The organism is Kitasatospora sp. NPDC059827, assembly GCF_042731675.1.
Lineage (GTDB): Bacteria > Actinomycetota > Actinomycetes > Streptomycetales > Streptomycetaceae > Kitasatospora.
This window is the reverse complement of record NZ_JBHWIV010000039.1, coordinates 52,050-69,107: the sequence shown is the minus strand read 5'-3', so window position 1 is coordinate 69,107 and position 17,058 is coordinate 52,050. Positions and strand designations below refer to the sequence as shown.

Here is a 17,058-nt window from a genome sequence, read left to right as displayed (position 1 = left end):
GGGTGTGGGTCTCTGCCGGGGGGGCCCCCCGCCCCCCGGGGGGGCGGGGGGCGCGGGCCCCCCCCCGGGCCCCCCCCCGGGGGGCCCCCCCCTGCCGGTCGGCCGGTTTGCTGGCGGAGCGGCCCGGGAACCCGGTAGGGTCACCGAGCGTTGCGAACAGTGACCGGACGGCGACACGCTGCTGAGCGTGCGCCGGAGCACCGGCTGTGCGCCGCTCCGGATCGGGTCCCGACGGAGCGATGTGCCGGGCGAGGGGGTGCGGCTAGCATGACCGGGGTAGCGGTGGGCAGTACGCGAGTGCCCGCACCGGGCGGCAGGCAGGCGACAGGAGGGCGAGCCCCGATGCAGAAGGCGAAGATCCTCCTGGTCGACGACCGGCCGGAGAACCTGCTGGCGCTGGAGGCGATCCTCTCCGCCCTGGACCAGACGCTGGTCCGCGCCGCCTCCGGCGAGGAGGCGCTCAAGGCGCTGCTGACGGACGACTTCGCGGTGATCCTGCTGGACGTCCAGATGCCCGGGATGGACGGCTTCGAGACGGCCGCCCACATCAAGCGCCGCGAGCGCACCCGGGACATCCCGATCATCTTCCTGACCGCGATCAACCACGGTCCGCACCACACCTTCCGCGGCTACGCGGCCGGCGCGGTGGACTACATCTCCAAGCCCTTCGACCCGTGGGTGCTGCGCGCCAAGGTCTCGGTCTTCGTCGACCTGTACGTCAAGAACTGCCAGTTGAAGGAGCAGGCCGCGCTGCTGCGGCTGCAGCTGGAGGCGGGCGGCGGCGAGCCGTCCCTGGGCGGGGCGCTGCTCGGCGAGCTGTCCGCGCGGCTGGCGGCGGTCGAGGAGCAGGCGGAGGCGCTGGGCAAGCAGCTGGACGGGGCCGAGGACGCCGGGGTGGCCGCCACCGCGGCGCACCTGGAGCGCAAGCTCGCCGGACTGCGCCGGGCCCTCGACGCGATGCGCCCCGGTACGCCGTAGGTCGGCCGTCGGACGTTCACCCGTCCGGGTGGTTTGCTGCTGCACCCGGGTGAAACCGGGTCAGCGTGACGGTGTGTCTGCGACACGTCCCGGTGCCCGGGCTCGGCCGCGTGGGCGCTGGTCCCCCTCCCCGGTAGGCTGCTGACCCATGGCCACTCGTACGCCCGGAAACGCCGCACGCAAACCGAGTCCGGGACCGTCCAAGAAGGCCGCGGCCAAGGCCCCGGGCAAGCCGCCCGCCAAGAAGGCGGCCGCCCGCCGGGCCCCCGCGAAGAGGACGGCGGCCAAGTCGGCCCCGCCGCCCCCGCCGCGCCGGGGGTTCGTGATGGGCGCCCTCAACGCCCTCGCCAGCCCGATCGCCGCGATCTTCCGCGGCTTCGGCGACGGCGCCAAGAACCTCCACCCGGACCACCGCAAGGACGGCATCGGCCTGCTGCTGTTCGGCCTGGCGCTGGTGGTCGCGGCCGGTACCTGGTTCAGCTCGGAGGGCTGGCTGAACGGGGCGGCCACCGCCGTGGTGTCCGGGCTGTTCGGGCGGCTCGACGTGCTGGTGCCGTTCCTGCTGGCCGGGATCGCCATCCGGCTCTGGCGCCACCCGGAGCTGCCGGAGGCCAACGGCCGGATCGTGATCGGGCTGAGCACCCTGCTGATCGGCGTCCTCGGCCTGGTCCACATCGGCTGCGGCGCGCCCACCATGGGCAGCGGCGCCTCCCGGATAAGGGCGGCCGGCGGGATCATCGGCTGGGCCGCCTCGACCCCGATGATGGCCGCCGCCGGCGCGGTCCTGGCCGTGCCGCTGCTCCTGCTGCTGGCCTTCTTCGGCCTGCTGGTGGTCACCGCCACCCCGGTCAACCGGATCGGCGAGCGGGTGCGCGGGCTCGGGATACGGCTCGGCGTGGTCGAGCCGGGACCCGAGGACGAGCTGCGCTGGGGGCGCACGCCGGAGTACGAGCCGTCCACCGATCCGCCGGAGGACGCCGACCCCGAGGCGCTGCCCTACACCGTCGACACCGACGGTGACGGCCCCCACGACGAGGTGGCCGCCCGGCGGCGCCGCCGTCGGCGCAAGCAGTCCCCCGAGGACGACGAGGGGCAGCCGGAGGCCGTCGGCCGCATCTCCCTGGACAAGGAAGCGCCGGACCAGGAGCCGCTGGACCCGTACGCCACCCGCGACCTGGCCGCCGGCGCCGCCGCCGACCTGGACGGCGCCCTGGTCTACGGGGTGCCCGCCTCCTCCGCCGTGGCGGACATGATGCACCAGGTCAAGGACCTCACCGCGGCGCCGGAGGAGCCCGCCGTCCCGGCCGCCCGCAGCGGCGGCCCGGGGGCGCCCGCGGAGCACGGCCCGGCGCCGGTGCGGATGGAGCAGCTCCAGCTCGGCGAGGGGATCACCTACGCGCTGCCCTCGCTCGACCTGCTGGAGCGCGGCGGCCCGGCCAAGGCCCGTAGCGCCCTCAACGACGAGGTGGTGGCCCAGCTCACCGGCACCTTCGCCGAGTTCAAGGTCGACGCGAAGGTCACCGGCTTCACCCGCGGCCCGACGGTCACCCGCTACGAGGTCGAGCTCGGCCCGGCCGTCAAGGTGGAGCGGATCACCGCGCTCGCCAAGAACATCGCGTACGCGGTGGCCAGCCCGGACGTGCGGATCATCAGCCCGATCCCGGGCAAGTCCGCGGTCGGCATCGAGATTCCCAACCGGGACCGCGAGATGGTCAACCTCGGCGACCTGCTGCGCTCGCGCACGGCCGCCGAGGACACCCACCCGATGGTCGTCGGCATGGGCAAGGACGTCGAGGGCCACACCGTGATGGCCAACCTCGCCAAGATGCCGCACATCCTGGTGGCCGGCGCGACCGGTGCGGGCAAGTCCTCCTGCATCAACTGCCTGATCACCTCGATCCTCGCCCGGGCCACCCCGGACGAGGTGCGGATGGTGCTGGTCGACCCCAAGCGGGTCGAGCTGACCGCGTACGAGGGCATCCCGCACCTGATCACGCCGATCATCACCAACCCCAAGAAGGCCGCCGAGGCCCTCCAGTGGGTGGTGCGCGAGATGGACCTGCGCTACGACGACCTGGCGGCCTTCGGCTTCCGGCACGTGGACGACTTCAACGCGGCGGTGAAGGCCGGCAAGGTCACCCCGCCGCTGGGCAGCGAGCGGGAGCTGCGGCCGTACCCGTACCTGCTGGTGATCGTCGACGAGCTGGCCGACCTGATGATGGTCGCGCCGCGCGACGTCGAGGACTCGGTGGTCCGGATCACCCAGCTGGCCCGGGCGGCCGGCATCCACCTGGTGCTCGCCACCCAGCGGCCCTCGGTGGACGTGGTGACCGGCCTGATCAAGGCCAACGTGCCGTCCCGGCTGGCCTTCGCGACCTCCGCGATGGCCGACTCCCGGGTCATCCTGGACCAGCCCGGCGCGGAGAAGCTGATCGGCAAGGGCGACGCGCTGTTCCTCCCGATGGGCGCGAGCAAGCCGGTCCGCATGCAGGGCGCGTTCGTCACCGAGGCGGAGATCGCCCGGGTGGTGCAGCACTGCAAGGACCAGCTGACCGCCGTCTACCGGGACGACGTGACGGTCGGGGGCGGGCCCAGGAAGGAGATCGACGAGGAGATCGGCGACGACCTGGACCTGCTGATCCAGGCGGCCGAGCTGGTGGTCTCCACCCAGTTCGGCTCGACCTCGATGCTCCAGCGCAAGCTCCGGGTCGGCTTCGCCAAGGCGGGCCGGCTGATGGACCTGATGGAGTCGCGCGGGATCGTCGGCCCGAGCGAGGGCTCCAAGGCCCGCGACGTGCTGGTGAAGCCGGACGAGCTGGACGGCGTGCTGGTGATCCTGCGGGGCTGAGCGGGGCCGTGGGGCCGGGCGTGCCCGCGGGGCCGGGCACCCGCCCCGCAGGGCTGACGGGTCGTGCCCTCCGGGTGGATTCACTCGTTCGGAGGAGGGTAGGCGCCGTGCGGGGAACCGAATGTGCGTACGCGGCGTCACTGGCCGGAAAGCGCACTCCGGCCTCTCCGGCGCGCCCTCGCTGACGACCGTTCAGCGGGGGGTCGGCGCCCGGCCGGGGCGGGTACGCGCATTCGGGCCCGTTCCGCTTGAGAAACGATCCACCCACGCCCCTAGACTGTTCTCCAGCAGGTGGCCATCCGCTCGAAAGGCGTGCCCCGTGACCATCGGCAAGTCCTCCGACCGCGAGAACGCCCCGTCGTCCGTCGAGCCGACCGACGACGTGGTGCAGGCGGCCGATGCCCCGAGCATCGGCCGGGTGCTGTCCGCCGCCCGGATCGAGGCGGGACTCACGGTGGACCAGGTGAGTACCGCCACCCGTGTCAGGGTGCCGATCGTCCATGCCATCGAGGAGGACGACTTCGACCGCTGCGGCGGCGACTTCTACGCCCGCGGGCACATCCGCGCGATCGCCCAGGCGGTCGGCGCGGACGGCGAGGCCCTGGTCGCCCGCTACGACGCCGCGCACGGCGGCTCACCGGCCTCCAAGCGCCCCGCCGGCCAGCTGATGGACAGCGGCCCGATCAAAGTCCCCGGCCGCAGCCGGCCGAACTGGGCGGCCGCCATGGTCGCCGCGATCGTCGCGGTGGTCGCGCTGATCGGCTTCAACCTGGTCAGCGGCAAGAGCGGCCACGGCACCACGGGCTCGGCCAGCGCGCCGCTGCCCAGTGGCTCCGGCACCGGCTCGGTCGCCCCGGTCACGCCGACCGTCCAGCCGCCGGCGCCCGCGCCGAGCGCCGCCGCGATCGCCGCCGTCCCGGCCGACAAGGTCACCGTGAAGCTGGTCGCCGAGGGCACCAGCTGGGTCTCCGCGACGGACGGCAGTGGCAAGTCGCTGTTCCAGAACAACATCAGCGACGGCCAGGACCAGACCTTCACCGACCCCAAGCAGATCAAGCTGGTGCTCGGCAACGGCGGGGCCGTGCACGCGTACGTCAACGGCAAGGACCTCGGTGTCCTCGGCAAGGACGGCCAGGTGGTGCACGTCACGTACACCCCCGGCGACCCGCAGGCGGGCTGACCACAGGGCCCGTCGAGGGCCGTCGATGATCAGCTGATTCGTGGCACGCGGCCTCCGGGGCGAACGGCACCGGAGGCCGCGCGTTAATCTTGGCCCTATGCCTGAACGCCGCACTGTCGCCCTTGTCACGCTCGGATGCGCCCGCAACGAGGTGGACTCCGAGGAACTCGCCGGGCGACTGGAAGCCGACGGCTGGTTGCTCGTCGACGACGCCGCCGAGGCCGATGTCGCCGTCGTCAACACCTGCGGCTTCGTCGAGGCCGCCAAGAAGGACTCCGTCGACGCCCTGCTGGAGGCCAACGACCTCAAGGGGCACGGCCGCACCCAGGCCGTCGTCGCGGTCGGCTGCATGGCCGAGCGGTACGGCAAGGAGCTCGCCGACGCGCTGCCGGAGGCCGACGGGGTGCTCGGCTTCGACGACTACTCCGACATCTCCGACCGCCTGCAGACCATCCTCTCCGGCGGCCACCACGCCCCGCACATCCCGCGCGACCGCCGCAAGCTGCTGCCGATCAGCCCGGCCGAGCGGCAGTCCGCCGCCGAGGCCGTCGCGCTGCCCGGCCACGGCGCCGAGGCCGCCGCCGAGCCGATCACCGACCTGCCCGACGGCCTCGCCCCGGCCTCCGGCCCGCGCACCCTGCGCAAGCGGCTGGACGACAGCCCGGTCGCCTCGGTCAAGCTCGCCTCCGGCTGCGACCGGCGCTGCTCCTTCTGCGCCATCCCCGCCTTCCGCGGCTCCTTCATCTCCCGCCGCCCCTCCGACGTGCTGCAGGAGGCCCAGTGGCTGGCCGGGCAGGGCGTCCGCGAGATCGTCCTGGTCAGCGAGAACAACACCTCGTACGGCAAGGACCTCGGCGACATCCGGCTGCTGGAGACCCTGCTCGGCGAGATCTCCGCGATCGAGGGCGTCGAGCGGGTGCGGGTCTCCTACCTCCAGCCGGCCGAGATGCGCCCCGGCCTGATCGACGCGATGACCGGCACCGCCGACGTGCTGCCCTACTTCGACCTGTCCTTCCAGCACTCGGCGCCCGCCGTGCTGCGCCGGATGCGCCGCTTCGGCTCCACCGACCAGTTCCTCCAGCTGCTCGGGACCATCCGGGACAAGGCCCCGCAGGCCGGCGCCCGGTCCAACTTCATCGTCGGCTTCCCCGGTGAGACCGAGGAGGACTTCGCCGAGCTGGAGCGCTTCGTCACCGAGGCCGGGCTGGACGCGATCGGCGTCTTCGGCTACTCCGACGAGGACGGCACCGAGGCGGCGACCTACGACGGCAAGCTGCCCGAGGACGTCGTCGCCGACCGGCTGGCCCGGCTCAGCCGGCTCGCCGAGGAGATGACCGCCCAGCGGGCCGAGCAGCGGATCGGCACCGAGGTCGAGGTGCTGATCGAGTCGATCGAGGACGGCGTGGTCGAGGGCCGCTCCGCCCACCAGGCCCCGGAGACCGACGGCCTGACCACCCTGCACGGCGTCGAGGACCCGCGGATCGGGCAGTTCTGGCGGGCCACCGTGGTGGCCAGCGAGGGCGTCGACCTGATCGCCGAGGCGCTGGAACAGGTGCGCCGGCCCGCGACGTCGGGGGCCGAGGCTCCGGGAGCCGGGGAATGACCAAGGGGCCCGGGGCCCCGGCCGCGGCCCACCCGGGCAGACCGGCGGCCGCGGTTCCGCCGGCGCCGGGGGTCTGGAACATCGCCAACGTGCTCACCATGGTCCGGGTGCTGCTCGTCCCGGTCTTCGTGGCCCTGCTGTTCGCCGACGACGGGCACAACCCCAAGTGGCGCGCGGTCGCCTGGGCGGCGTTCGCGATCGCGATGATCACCGACCTCTTCGACGGCGAGATCGCCCGCCGCAAGGGCCTGGTCACCGACTTCGGCAAGATCGCCGACCCGATCGCCGACAAGGCGATCATGGGTTCGGCGCTGATCGGCCTCTCCGTCCTCGGCGACCTGCCCTGGTGGGTCACCGTGGTGATCCTGGCCCGCGAGCTCGGCATCACCCTGATGCGCTTCTGGGTGATCCGCTACGGCGTCATCCCGGCCAGCCGCGGCGGAAAGCTCAAGACGCTGACCCAGGGCACGGCGGTCGGCATGTACGTGCTGCCGCTGACCGGCTGGCTGGCCACCGGGCGGGCGGTCCTGATGGCCGCGGCGGTGCTGCTGACCGTCGCCACCGCGCTGGACTACATCGGCCAGGCGGTGCGCCTGCGCCGCGAGGGCACGGCCGCGGAGCGCGCGGACCGCTGACGGACGGAGGGGGCCGGGGTGACGGACCACGAGCTGTACGGGCTGGCCGAGCGGGCGCACGCGGCGCTGCGGGCCGAGGGCGGCACGCTGGCCGTCGCCGAGTCGCTGACCGGCGGGCTGCTGGCCGCCGCCCTGGTGGACGTCCCGGGGGCGTCCGCGACCTTCCGCGGGTCGGTCACCGCGTACGCGACCGAGGTGAAGGCCTCGGTACTCGGTGTGGACGAGGGCCTGTTGGACGTGTACGGTCCCGTGCACCCGGTGGTGGCCCGACAGATGGCCGAAGGCGTGCGCGGGTTGCTGGGGGCCACGTACGGGCTCGCGACGACCGGCGTGGCCGGTCCGGAGCCGCAGGACGGGCAGCCGGTGGGCACGGTACACCTGGCGGTCGCCGGTCCGGGGGGAACTCTGGTCAGTTCGCCCCTGCTGTCGGGCGCCCGTGCCACAATCCGTCACGGAGCGGTGACCGCCGCACTGGAGCTGCTCGTCGGCCGGCTCGCTCGATGACGGGCCCGCGGGCGGATCTCCACCGAACCGAGATCTGCCGAACCCGCGCACGGGGTATGACACAGCTGGAGGATCGTGTTACATCCAACGGCCTGGTTGGGCAGAAACCAGGTGGCGAACGAGTTGCGTGACGGTGGCGGGGCGGGCCGAGTCGGGTACCACGAGGGGCCCGCGAACCCGGGTACGACACCGGCACGAGGAGGGGGACGGCCTTGCAGCCCACAGTGAACACGACCAGGGTCCCCGCACGCGAAGCGGGCAAGGCGGTACGGTGGGGGCGTGACATCTCGATCCGCAGTCCGAGGAGGGAGGCACCGATGATCCTGCTCCGTCGCCTACTGGGCGATGTACTGCGTCGGCAGCGCCAGCGCCAGGGCCGCACACTCCGCGAGGTGTCGGCGGCCGCCAGGGTTTCGCTCGGGTACCTCTCCGAGGTCGAGCGGGGACAGAAGGAGGCCTCTTCGGAGCTGCTCTCCGCCATCTGCGACGCACTCGACGTCCGGATGTCCGAGGTCATGCGCGAGGTCAGCGACGAACTGTCGCTCGCCGAACTTGCGGCGATGGCCACCCTCTCCGAAGGTGATCTGCTGAGGCCGGTGCTCGAACCGGTTCCGCTGCCCGCCCCCGGCGCCGACCGGGCGAACATGTCGCCCAAGGCCGCCGCGATGGACGTGGTCGCTGCCTGACCCGGCCTCGCACCTCCCGGGTGCCCGTCCCACGACGGGCCCGAGGAACCCCGGGGCGAGCGGAGGAGGGCGGTCGTGCGGAGACTCGCGACGGTGTGCGCGGTGGCCCGAATACGGCTGCGGCGTCTGATGCCCTGGCCGGCCCGTTGGGTCCTGGTGGCACTCGCGGGCGGGCTCGCCTGGTGGCTGGTGGCCGTCCGGGGACAGCTCGCCGACGGCGCGGTGCTCGGCCTGCTGGCGGCCGGCGGCTGGGGACTCGGTCTGATCCCGGTCCATGCCGACCGGAACGCGACCGGACCGGCCCGGCGCCCGCAGGGGCACGAGGAGGCCGTGGGCCGGGTGGAGGCGCAGCCCCCGCCGATCGGGTGAATCGACGTGGCCGGAGGCCGCGGGGTCGTTGACTCCGCGGCCTCCGGCGCTGTTCCGGCACTCCTCAGGGGCGCAGCCGGAGCCCGCGGGGGGTGGCGTGGAAGCCGGCCTCCTCCAGGGCGCGGCCGAGCTCGGAGCCCAGGGCCGGCCCGCCGTTCGCCCGCTCGACCGTGACGCTGCCGAGCGCGCCCGCGCGGACCGCCCCCGCGAGCGCCCCGGTGGCCAGGGCCAGGGTCGCGTCGTCCTCCGGCCAGGCCAGCAGGGATTTGCCGCCCCGCTCCACGTACAGCGCGAGCTCACCGTCCACCAGGACCACCAGGGCGCCCGCCTTGCGGCCCGGGCGGTGCGCCTTGGCGTCCGCGGCCCCCGCGGCGGCGGGCGGTTCGGGCCAGGGCAGCGCGGCACCGTAGGCGTTCGCCGGATCGGCGGCGGCCAGCACCAGCAGCCGCGGCGGCTCGCCGGCCGGGGCGGCCGGCCACTCGGTGGCCCTGGCCCGCTCCAGCCGGCCGTTGACCGAGCGCAGCCGGTCGGCGGCGCCCTCCATGGCGAACTGGGCACCGCCCAGGCCCTCGACGAAGTAGCCCCGGCGGGCCCGGCCGCGCTCCTCCATCGCGGCGAGCACCCGGTACACCCCGGCGAAGCCGCCGGGCACCCGTTCGGCGGCCACCGTGCCGCGGGTCAGCAGACCGTGCCGGTCCAGCAGGCTCTGCGCCCTGGCCGTCGCCCGGACGGTCGGATCGGTGGCGAAGGCGGGCAGCAGCGACCAGCGCCCGGCCACCGTCGGCGGGCCGCTGCGCAGCGCCCCGCCCTCCCGGCCGAAGGCGCGGCCCGCGCCGCCGTACCGGCCGCGCGGGGTCGCCCGGGGGGCGCGGTGGGCGGTGGCGCCCGCCGTCCGGCCGGAGCCGAGCAGGGCGCGCAGCGGGGCCAGGGTGTCGTTGCTGACGTAACCGGCCCAGACCAGGTCCCAGAGGGCCGTCACGACCTCGGGCTCCGGGGTCTCCTCCGGGAGCTGCTGGACGAGCTGGCGGAAGAACAGGCCGTAGCCGCCCGCCAGGGCCTGGAGGAGGGCGCTGTGCAGCGGGGTGAGTGCGGGCGGGACGGGCTCCGGGCGCAGCAGGTGGGCGTTCTCGGCCAGGTGCAGGCTGAGCCAGCCGTCCTTGCCGGGCAGCGCGCCGGCGCCGCACCAGCCGATCTCGCCGGCCGCCGTCAGCTCGTCCAGCAGGCCGGGGGAGTAGTCGGCGAGCCGGGCCGGGAGGATCAGCTTCTCCAGGGCGGAGGCGGGCAGGGCGGTGCCCTGGAGCTGTTCGACCACCCGGAGCAGGCCGTCCGGGCCGCGCAGCCGGTGGCCGGCCAGGTGCTGCCACTGCGGGAGGAAGGCGGCCAGGGCGCGCGGCGGGACGGGCTCCACCTCCTGGCGCAGCGCGGCCAGTGAACGGCGGCGCAGCCGGCGCAGCACCTCGGCGTCGCACCACTCGGCGGTGGCGGTGTGCCACTCGGGGGAGATCTGGCTCTCGGCGGGCCGGAAGGAGCCCTGGACCAGGCGGCCGGCGGCGGTCAGCCGTTGCAGGGTGCCGGTGACGACGGCGGTGCCGAGGCCGTAGCGGGCGCCGGCCTCGGCGGCGGTGAACGGGCCGTGGGTGCGGGCGTGCCGGGCCAGCAGGTCGCCCAGCGGGTCCTTGACCGGCTCGGTGAAGGCCTCGGGGACGCCCACCGGCAGCGGGGTGCCCAGGGCGTCGCGCAGCCGCCCGGCGTCCTCGACCGCGGCCCAGCGCTGCTCGCCGGCGATCCGGACCTGGATCACCCGGCGGGCGGCCTCCAGCTCCAGGGGCCAGAGCGGCTCGGCGCCGCGCGCCGTCAACTCGGCCTCGGAGAGCGGGCCGAGCAGGCGCAGCGCGTCGGCGACGCCCTCGGCGTCCCTGATCCGGCGCTCGGGGGTGAGGCGTTGGAGCTCGGCCTCCAGCTCGGCGAGCACCTGCGGGTCGAGCAGCTCGCTCAGCTCGGCCTGGCCGAGCAGCTCCGACAGCAGCCGGGAGTCCAACGACAGGGCGGCGGCCCGGCGTTCGGCGAGCGGGGAGTCGCCCTCGTAGAGGAACTGGGCGACGTAGCCGAACAGCAGGGAGCGGGCGAAGGGGGAGGGCTCGGCGGTGGTGACCTCGACCAGGCGGACGGCGCGGGATTCGAGGTCCGCCATCAGCTCGACCAGCCCGGGGACGTCGAAGACGTCCTGTAGGCACTCCCGGACGGCTTCCAGGACGATCGGGAACGAGCCGTACTCGGAGGCGACTTCGAGCAGTTGGGCGGCGCGTTGGCGCTGCTGCCACAGCGGGGTGCGGCGGCCCGGGCTGCGGCGGGGGAGCAGCAGGGCGCGGCCGGCGCACTCGCGGAAGCGGGAGGCGAACAGGGCGGAGCCGCCGACCTGCTCGGTGACCAGCTGCTCGATCTCGTCGGGCTCGAACAGGGCGGCGTCGGCGCCGACCGGGGCCTCGTCGGTGGCGGCCTGGTCCGGGGGGCTGCTGAAATCGAAGTCGGGGGCGAGGAGGTCCGCGTCGGGCAGGCGGAGCACGATGCCGTCGTCGGCGTGCATGACCTGCGGGTCCAGGCCGTGCTTCTCGCGCAGCCGGGCGCCGAGGGCGAGCGCCCAGGGGGCGTGCACCTGGGCGCCGAAGGGGGAGTGGATGACGATCCGCCAGTCGCCCAGTTCGTCCCGGAAGCGCTCGACCACGATGGTGCGGTCGTCGGGGAGGTGGCCGCAGGCCTTCCGCTGCTCGGCGAGGTAGTCCAGCAGGTTGGCGGCCGCCCAGTCGTCCAGGCCGGCCCGCAGGAGGCGCGCGGTGGCGGCCTCAGGCGCGAGGGCGCCCAGCTCGCGGGTGAACGCGCCCAGGGCGCGGCCGAGTTCGAGCGGGCGGCCGAGGGTGTCGCCCTTCCAGAACGGGAGCCGGCCGGGGACGCCGGGGGCGGGGGTGACCAGCACCTTGTCGTGGGTGATCTCCTCGATCCGCCACGAGGTGGTGCCGAGGGTGAAGACGTCGCCGACCCGGGACTCGTAGACCATCTCCTCGTCGAGTTCCCCGACCCGACCGCCGCCGCCCTTCTTCTTCTCCGCCGTCGAACCGGACGCCGCCGAGCCGGCGATGAAGACGCCGAACAGGCCGCGGTCGGGGATGGTGCCGCCGGAGGTGACGGCCAGGCGTTGGGCGCCGGGGCGGCCGGTGACGGTGCCGGCGACGCGGTCCCAGACCAGGCGGGGGCGCAACTCGGCGAAGGCGTCCGAGGGGTAGCGGCCGGCCAGCATGTCCAGCACGGCGTCGAAGGCGGACTGCGGGAGGGTGGCGAAGGGCGCGGCGCGGCGGACCACCGTGAGCAGCTCGTCCACCGGCCAGGTGTCCAGGGCCGTCATCGCGACCACCTGCTGGGCCAGCACGTCCAGCGGGTTGCGGGGGATCCGCAGCGCCTCGATCCGGCCCTCCCGCATCCGCTCGGTGACCACGGCGGACTGCACCAGGTCGCCCCGGTACTTGGGGAAGAAGACGCCGGTGGAGACGGCGCCGACCTGGTGCCCGGCCCGGCCGACGCGTTGCAGGCCGGAGGCGACCGAGGGCGGGGACTCGACCTGGACGACGAGTTCCACCGCGCCCATGTCGATGCCCAGCTCCAGGCTGGAGGTGGCGACCACGGCCGGCAGCCGGCCGGCCTTCAACTCCTCCTCGACCAGGGAGCGCTGCTCCTTGGAGACCGAGCCGTGGTGGGCCCGGGCGATGACCGGGGGCACGCCCCTGGCGGCGCCCGAGCCGCCCATCAGCGCGGCCGGGGCGTGCGCCTCGGGGGCGGCGGCGCCGGTGGCGCGCTCGTACGCGATCTCGTTCAGCCGGTTGCACAGGCGCTCGGCCAGGCGGCGGGAGTTGGCGAAGACGATGGTCGAGCGGTGCGCCTCGACCAGGTCGACGATCCGCTCCTCGACGTGCGGCCAGATCGAGGCCTGGCGCTGCGGGTCGGAGTCGGCGGCGCCGCCGGTGGCCGGGGCGGCGGGCAGGTCGTCCAGGTCGGGGACCGGGACGACCACCGAGAGGGCGAACTCCTTGGTGGAGGGCGGCTGGACCACGACGGCGCCGCGCTGCGGGCTCAGGAAGCGGGCCACCTCCTCGACCGGGCGCACGGTCGCGGACAGGCCGATCCGGCGGGCCGGGCGGTCCAGCAGCTCGTCCAGCCGCTCCAGGGTGAGGGCCAGGTGGGCGCCGCGCTTGGTGCCGGCGACCGCGTGCACCTCGTCCAGGATCACCGTGTCCACCCCGCGCAGGGCCTCCCGGGAGGCCGAGGTGAGCAGCAGGAACAGCGACTCGGGGGTGGTGATCAGGATGTCCGGCGGGTGGGTGGCGAAGCGGCGGCGGTCGGCGGCCGGGGTGTCGCCGGAGCGGATCGCGACCTGGACCTCGGGCTCGGGCAGGCCCAGCCGGACGGCGGCCTGGCGCAGGCCGGTCAGCGGGGCGCGCAGGTTCCGCTCGACGTCCACCGCGAGGGCCTTGAGCGGGGAGACGTAGAGCACCCGGCAGCGGCGCTTGGGCTCGGCGGGGGGCGGGGTGCTGCTCAGGCGGTCGAGGGCGGCGAGGAAGGCGGCGAGCGTCTTGCCGGAGCCGGTGGGGGCGACCACCAGGACGTCGGTCTGCTGCTGGATGGCCTGCCAGGCCTGGGACTGGGCGGCGGTGGGGGCGGAGAAGGCGCCGGTGAACCAGGCCCGGGTGGCGGGGGCGAAGCCGGCCAGCGGGTCGGTGGGGTCGCCGGGGTCGGTGGGGTCGCCGGGGTCGCCGGGCGGGGTCGGGTGCGGGGGCGCCATGCCCCCATGGTGCCGGGTGGGACTGACACGTGGGGTGGTGGTGGGGCGTGACGGGGTGAGCGGTCGGGGGCGGGGGTGGCTGCGGGGGCGGGTGCACTTGCGGGAGCGGGAATGATGATCCGCTCATATCGTGATGAATCGGGCGCGTGATCCATCCGTGACCGAGACCGAGACCGAGACCGGAGCGAGAAGCGGAGGGCGTGGGATGGCGCAGGCGCACCGGTCCGGGGCCGTTCACGGGGGTCGGTGCCCGGGAGGCCGTCGGCGCAGGGTCTGCGGGCCCACCTGGGTGCTGCTCGCGATGCTGCTCACGGCGCTGGTGCTCGGCGGCGCCGTGCCGTACGCCTCCGGGCCCGGGCGTGCGTACCTCAGCTATCTGGTGCTGGCCCGGCAGGACGACGCGGCGGGTGCCGCCCTGGCCGGGGTGCAGAGCCGGGCGGCGGGCGGGCAGGTGGTGCAGGAGTACCCGCAGATCGGGGCGGTGCTGGCGTACGCGACCGGCGGCTTCGCGGACCGGGTGCGGGCCCGGCCCGGGATCGCGGCGGTCGGGGCCACCCGGACGGCGCCGGTGGTGGGGCCGCCGCGGGCGGTCGACGGGGCGGGGGACTTCGCGGCGGGGGACGCCGTGGCCGGGAGTGGCGGGGCCGTCGGGAGCGGGAGCGCCGGAGGCGGCGGGTGGGGTGTCCGGGGGTCGGAGGGACGGGACGGCGGGACCGCGACCCTTCCGGACCCGGGAGAGGGCGGGGCGTGGAACCTGGGCATGGTGCACGCGGAGCCGGGACGGACCGGGGACGCCGCCGGAGGCGGTGCGCCGGGGGCCGAGGCGATGCGCAAGGTGCTGGTCGCCGTCCTGGACTCGGGCGTCGACGACACCCACCCGGACCTGCGGGCCGCCGTCGACCCCAAGGCCTCGGCCTCCTGCGCCGACGGACGCCCCGACGCCCGCACCGGCGCCTGGCGGCCCGACCCCGGAGTGACGGAGAGCGGGCACGGCACCCACGTCGCCGGGATCATCGGCGCGGCCCGCGACGGGCAGGGCGTCACCGGGGTCGCCCCCGGGGTGCGGATCGCCGCCGTGCGGCTGCTCGGGCCGCTCGGGCAGTACTACGCGGAGAACATCGTCTGCGGGATGCTCTGGGCGGCCGACCACGGGGCCAAGGCCGTCAACGACAGCTACTTCGCCGACCCGTGGAAGTACAACTGCCCCGAGGACCGGGACCAGGCGGCCCTGATCGCGGCCGTCGGGCGGGCCGTCGCGTACGCCCAGCGCAAGGGGGCCGTGGTGGTGGCCTCGGCGGGCAACGACGGACAGGACCTCGGCGCCGCCCGGACCGACGGGCGCAGCCCCAACGACCGGGTCTCCGGGCCGCCCCTCACCCGCCACCTGGGCACCGAGTGCATCCGCCTTCCCGGCGAGCTGCCCGGGGTCCTGACCGTCACGGCCGTCAACCGGGACGGGCGGCCGTCCTCCTACACCAACTACGGGCGGGGCAGGGTCTCGCTGGCGGCCCCGGGGGGCGACCCGGACGGGGGGCCGCAGGGGGCGATCGTCTCGGACTGGCCGGGCGGGCAGTACGCGGCGCTGGCCGGGACCTCGATGGCGGCGGCGCACGTGACGGGGGCGGTGGCGGTGGCGGCGGCGCTGCACCCGGGGGCCGGGTCGGGGGAGTTGGCGGGCGTGGTGGTGGGGGCGGCGGCGGCCGGTGCGGCGGCCGGAGGGTGTCCGGTGGGGGCCCGGGGGTGCGGGGACCGGCAGTACGTCGGGGTGGGGGTGGTGGTCGTGCCGCGGTGAGGGCCGGTGCGCGGGGCCGTGCGTGGGGGTGGTGCGTGGGGTGGGTGGGGGCGTGGGGGGTTCGGGATACTTGGGGGCATGAGGCTGACCGAGTTCTGGCGACGGATGTACGCGCACTTCGGGGAGGGGTACGCGGAGTCGTTCGCGTCCGATCACGTGATGAGTGAGTTGGGCGGGCGGACGGTGCACCAGGCGTTGGAGGCGGGGTGGGAGGCCAAGGACGTGTGGCGGGTGGTGTGTGAGACCCAGGGGGTTTCGGCGCAGTTGCGCTGAGGGGCGGTGGGACAGACTGTCCGGGTGACTACGAGCGGAGAGCAGAAGCGCCGGGGCGAGCCGGTGCGGGGTGTCGAGGGGGAGCGGTCGTGGGGCGGGATGCCGCCCTGGTTGCCGCGCGCGATGGTGCTGTTCCTGGTGCTGGTGGGGCTGTTCCAGCTCGCGGACTGGGCGTTCCGGCAGTTGATCGACCTGTTCGTGATGCTGCTGGTGGCGTTCTTCCTGTCGCTGGCGCTGGAGCCGGCGGTGGACCGGATGGCGGCGCGGGGGGTGCGCCGGGGGGTGGGGACCTTCCTGGTGTTCGTCGCGGTCGGGGTCGCGGTGGTGGGCTTCCTGGCGGCGCTGGGCACCTTGTTGGTGGATCAGGTGGCGAAGATCGCGGGGGACCTGCCGCACCTGGTGGACAACCTGATCGGCTGGGTCAACCGGACGTTCCACCAGGAGCTGTCGCTGGGGGAGCTGCAGAAACGGCTGTTGAAGGACTCGGGGACGCTGGAGAACTACGTCCAGCAGGCCGCCGACAACGTCTGGGGGGTGTCCTCCACCCTGCTCGGGGGGCTGTTCCAGACCTTCACGGTGGGGCTGTTCACGTTCTACTTCACCGCCGAGGGGCCGCGGGTGCGCCGGACGGTCTGTTCGCTGCTGCCGCCGGCCAAGCAGGGCGAGGTGCTGCGGGCCTGGGAGATCGCGCTGGCCAAGACCGGCGGCTACCTGTACTCGCGGGCGGTGCTGGCGGTGGTGTCGGCGGCCGGGCACTGGGTGATGTTCGCGCTGATCGACCTGCCGTACTCGGCGGCGCTGGCGATCTGGGTGGGCGTCATGTCGCAGTTCGTGCCGACCATCGGGACGTACCTGGCGGGTGCGCTGCCGGTGCTGGTGGCACTCACCCTGGAGCCGGTGGACGCGCTGTGGGTGCTGGTCTTCACGGTGGTCTACCAGCAGGTCGAGAACTACGTGCTGCACCCGAGGATCACCGCCCGGACGGTGGACGTGCACCCGGCGGTGGCCTTCGGGGCGGTGATCGCGGGGGCGGCGCTGCTGGGTGCGGTGGGCGCGCTGATCGCGATCCCGGCGGCGGCGACCCTGCAGGGCTTCGTCGGGACGTACGTGCGGCGGTACGAGGTGGCCACCGACCCGCGGATCGACCGGGGGGAGCAGCGGCGGGCCCGGCGGGAGCTGCGCCGGGAGGCGGCGCGGCGGCTGCGGCGGATGGTCGGCGGCGACGGGGGATGACGGTCGGCGGGGAGTGACGCTCGGCAGGGTGGCGGTCGGCGGGGTGGCGGTCGGCGGGGCGGGTGGTCGGGAGGGATCCGGCCGCCCGCCCCGCGGCGTGTTCGGGTCAGTGCGGGGCTTGAATCGAAC

General features: G+C 74.8%; 12 protein-coding genes. 11 read left to right on the top strand and 1 reads right to left on the bottom strand.

Annotated features, from left to right (window positions below):
* Positions 1-342 precede the first annotated feature (342 nt).
* The 8 genes from ACFV8H_RS23925 (at position 343) to ACFV8H_RS23890 (ending at position 8,803) form a co-directional block, all read left to right on the top strand.
* The gene (locus ACFV8H_RS23925) at positions 343-978 is read left to right on the top strand and encodes a response regulator (RefSeq protein ID WP_375889428.1); all 636 of its coding nucleotides are present in this window, start codon (positions 343-345) and stop codon (positions 976-978) included.
* Positions 979-1,126: 148 nt separating this feature from the next.
* A complete protein-coding gene (locus ACFV8H_RS23920) occupies positions 1,127-3,826 on the top strand; it encodes a DNA translocase FtsK (RefSeq protein WP_380403361.1) in 2,700 nt (899 codons plus the stop codon).
* 319 nt (positions 3,827-4,145) lie between these two features.
* Positions 4,146-5,006, top strand: a complete 861-nt coding sequence (locus tag ACFV8H_RS23915; protein WP_380403358.1) for a helix-turn-helix domain-containing protein — start codon at positions 4,146-4,148, stop codon at positions 5,004-5,006.
* A gap of 97 nt (positions 5,007-5,103) precedes the next feature.
* Entirely contained in the window at positions 5,104-6,609 is a 1,506-nt protein-coding gene (gene rimO, locus ACFV8H_RS23910) for a 30S ribosomal protein S12 methylthiotransferase RimO (RefSeq protein ID WP_375889420.1), read from the top strand.
* Positions 6,606-7,244, top strand: a complete 639-nt coding sequence (gene pgsA / locus ACFV8H_RS23905; RefSeq protein ID WP_380403355.1) for a CDP-diacylglycerol--glycerol-3-phosphate 3-phosphatidyltransferase — start codon at positions 6,606-6,608, stop codon at positions 7,242-7,244. Before rimO ends, pgsA begins: the two co-directional genes overlap by 4 nt.
* 18 nt (positions 7,245-7,262) lie before the next feature.
* Positions 7,263-7,748: a CinA family protein gene (locus ACFV8H_RS23900; protein WP_375889416.1), complete on the top strand. Its 486-nt coding sequence runs from the start codon at positions 7,263-7,265 to the stop codon at positions 7,746-7,748.
* 317 nt (positions 7,749-8,065) lie between these two features.
* Entirely contained in the window at positions 8,066-8,434 is a 369-nt protein-coding gene (locus ACFV8H_RS23895; RefSeq protein ID WP_030290911.1) for a helix-turn-helix domain-containing protein, read from the top strand.
* A gap of 75 nt (positions 8,435-8,509) precedes the next feature.
* Positions 8,510-8,803 (top strand): hypothetical protein, encoded by a 294-nt coding sequence (locus ACFV8H_RS23890; RefSeq protein ID WP_380403352.1) that lies wholly within the window; start codon positions 8,510-8,512, stop codon positions 8,801-8,803.
* Positions 8,804-8,867: 64 nt separating this feature from the next.
* On the opposite strand, the gene ACFV8H_RS23885 is transcribed toward ACFV8H_RS23890, so the two are convergent.
* Complete coding sequence (locus ACFV8H_RS23885) at positions 8,868-13,631, bottom strand: ATP-dependent helicase (protein ID WP_380403350.1); 4,764 nt, start codon at positions 13,629-13,631, stop codon at positions 8,868-8,870.
* Between the two features lie 301 nt (positions 13,632-13,932).
* On the opposite strand from ACFV8H_RS23885, the gene ACFV8H_RS23880 reads away from it, so the two are divergent.
* The 3 genes from ACFV8H_RS23880 to ACFV8H_RS23870 all read left to right on the top strand — a co-directional run bounded on the left by ACFV8H_RS23880 (position 13,933) and on the right by ACFV8H_RS23870 (position 16,929).
* The gene (locus ACFV8H_RS23880; protein WP_380403347.1) at positions 13,933-15,423 is read left to right on the top strand and encodes a S8 family serine peptidase; all 1,491 of its coding nucleotides are present in this window, start codon (positions 13,933-13,935) and stop codon (positions 15,421-15,423) included.
* Between the two features lie 78 nt (positions 15,424-15,501).
* Positions 15,502-15,696 carry a DUF3046 domain-containing protein gene (locus ACFV8H_RS23875; protein ID WP_375889406.1) on the top strand — a complete coding sequence of 65 codons (195 nt, stop codon included), beginning with the start codon at positions 15,502-15,504 and terminating at the stop codon, positions 15,694-15,696.
* Positions 15,697-15,720: 24 nt separating this feature from the next.
* Positions 15,721-16,929: an AI-2E family transporter gene (locus tag ACFV8H_RS23870; protein WP_380403344.1), complete on the top strand. Its 1,209-nt coding sequence runs from the start codon at positions 15,721-15,723 to the stop codon at positions 16,927-16,929.
* Positions 16,930-17,058 lie beyond the last annotated feature (129 nt).

Bases quoted from the DNA above. Each gene is read 5' to 3' on its own strand.
- ACFV8H_RS23875 (WP_375889406.1), top strand. From the start codon at position 15,502: ATGAGGCTGACCGAGTTCTGGCGACGGATGTACGCGCACTTCGGGGAG.
- ACFV8H_RS23885 (WP_380403350.1), bottom strand. From the start codon at position 13,631: ATGGCGCCCCCGCACCCGACCCCGCCCGGCGACCCCGGCGACCCCACC.
- ACFV8H_RS23920 (WP_380403361.1), top strand. From the start codon at position 1,127: ATGGCCACTCGTACGCCCGGAAACGCCGCACGCAAACCGAGTCCGGGA.
- pgsA (WP_380403355.1), top strand. From the start codon at position 6,606: ATGACCAAGGGGCCCGGGGCCCCGGCCGCGGCCCACCCGGGCAGACCG.
- ACFV8H_RS23895 (WP_030290911.1), top strand. From the start codon at position 8,066: ATGATCCTGCTCCGTCGCCTACTGGGCGATGTACTGCGTCGGCAGCGC.
- ACFV8H_RS23880 (WP_380403347.1), top strand. From the start codon at position 13,933: ATGCTGCTCACGGCGCTGGTGCTCGGCGGCGCCGTGCCGTACGCCTCC.
- rimO (WP_375889420.1), top strand. From the start codon at position 5,104: ATGCCTGAACGCCGCACTGTCGCCCTTGTCACGCTCGGATGCGCCCGC.
- ACFV8H_RS23925 (WP_375889428.1), top strand. From the start codon at position 343: ATGCAGAAGGCGAAGATCCTCCTGGTCGACGACCGGCCGGAGAACCTG.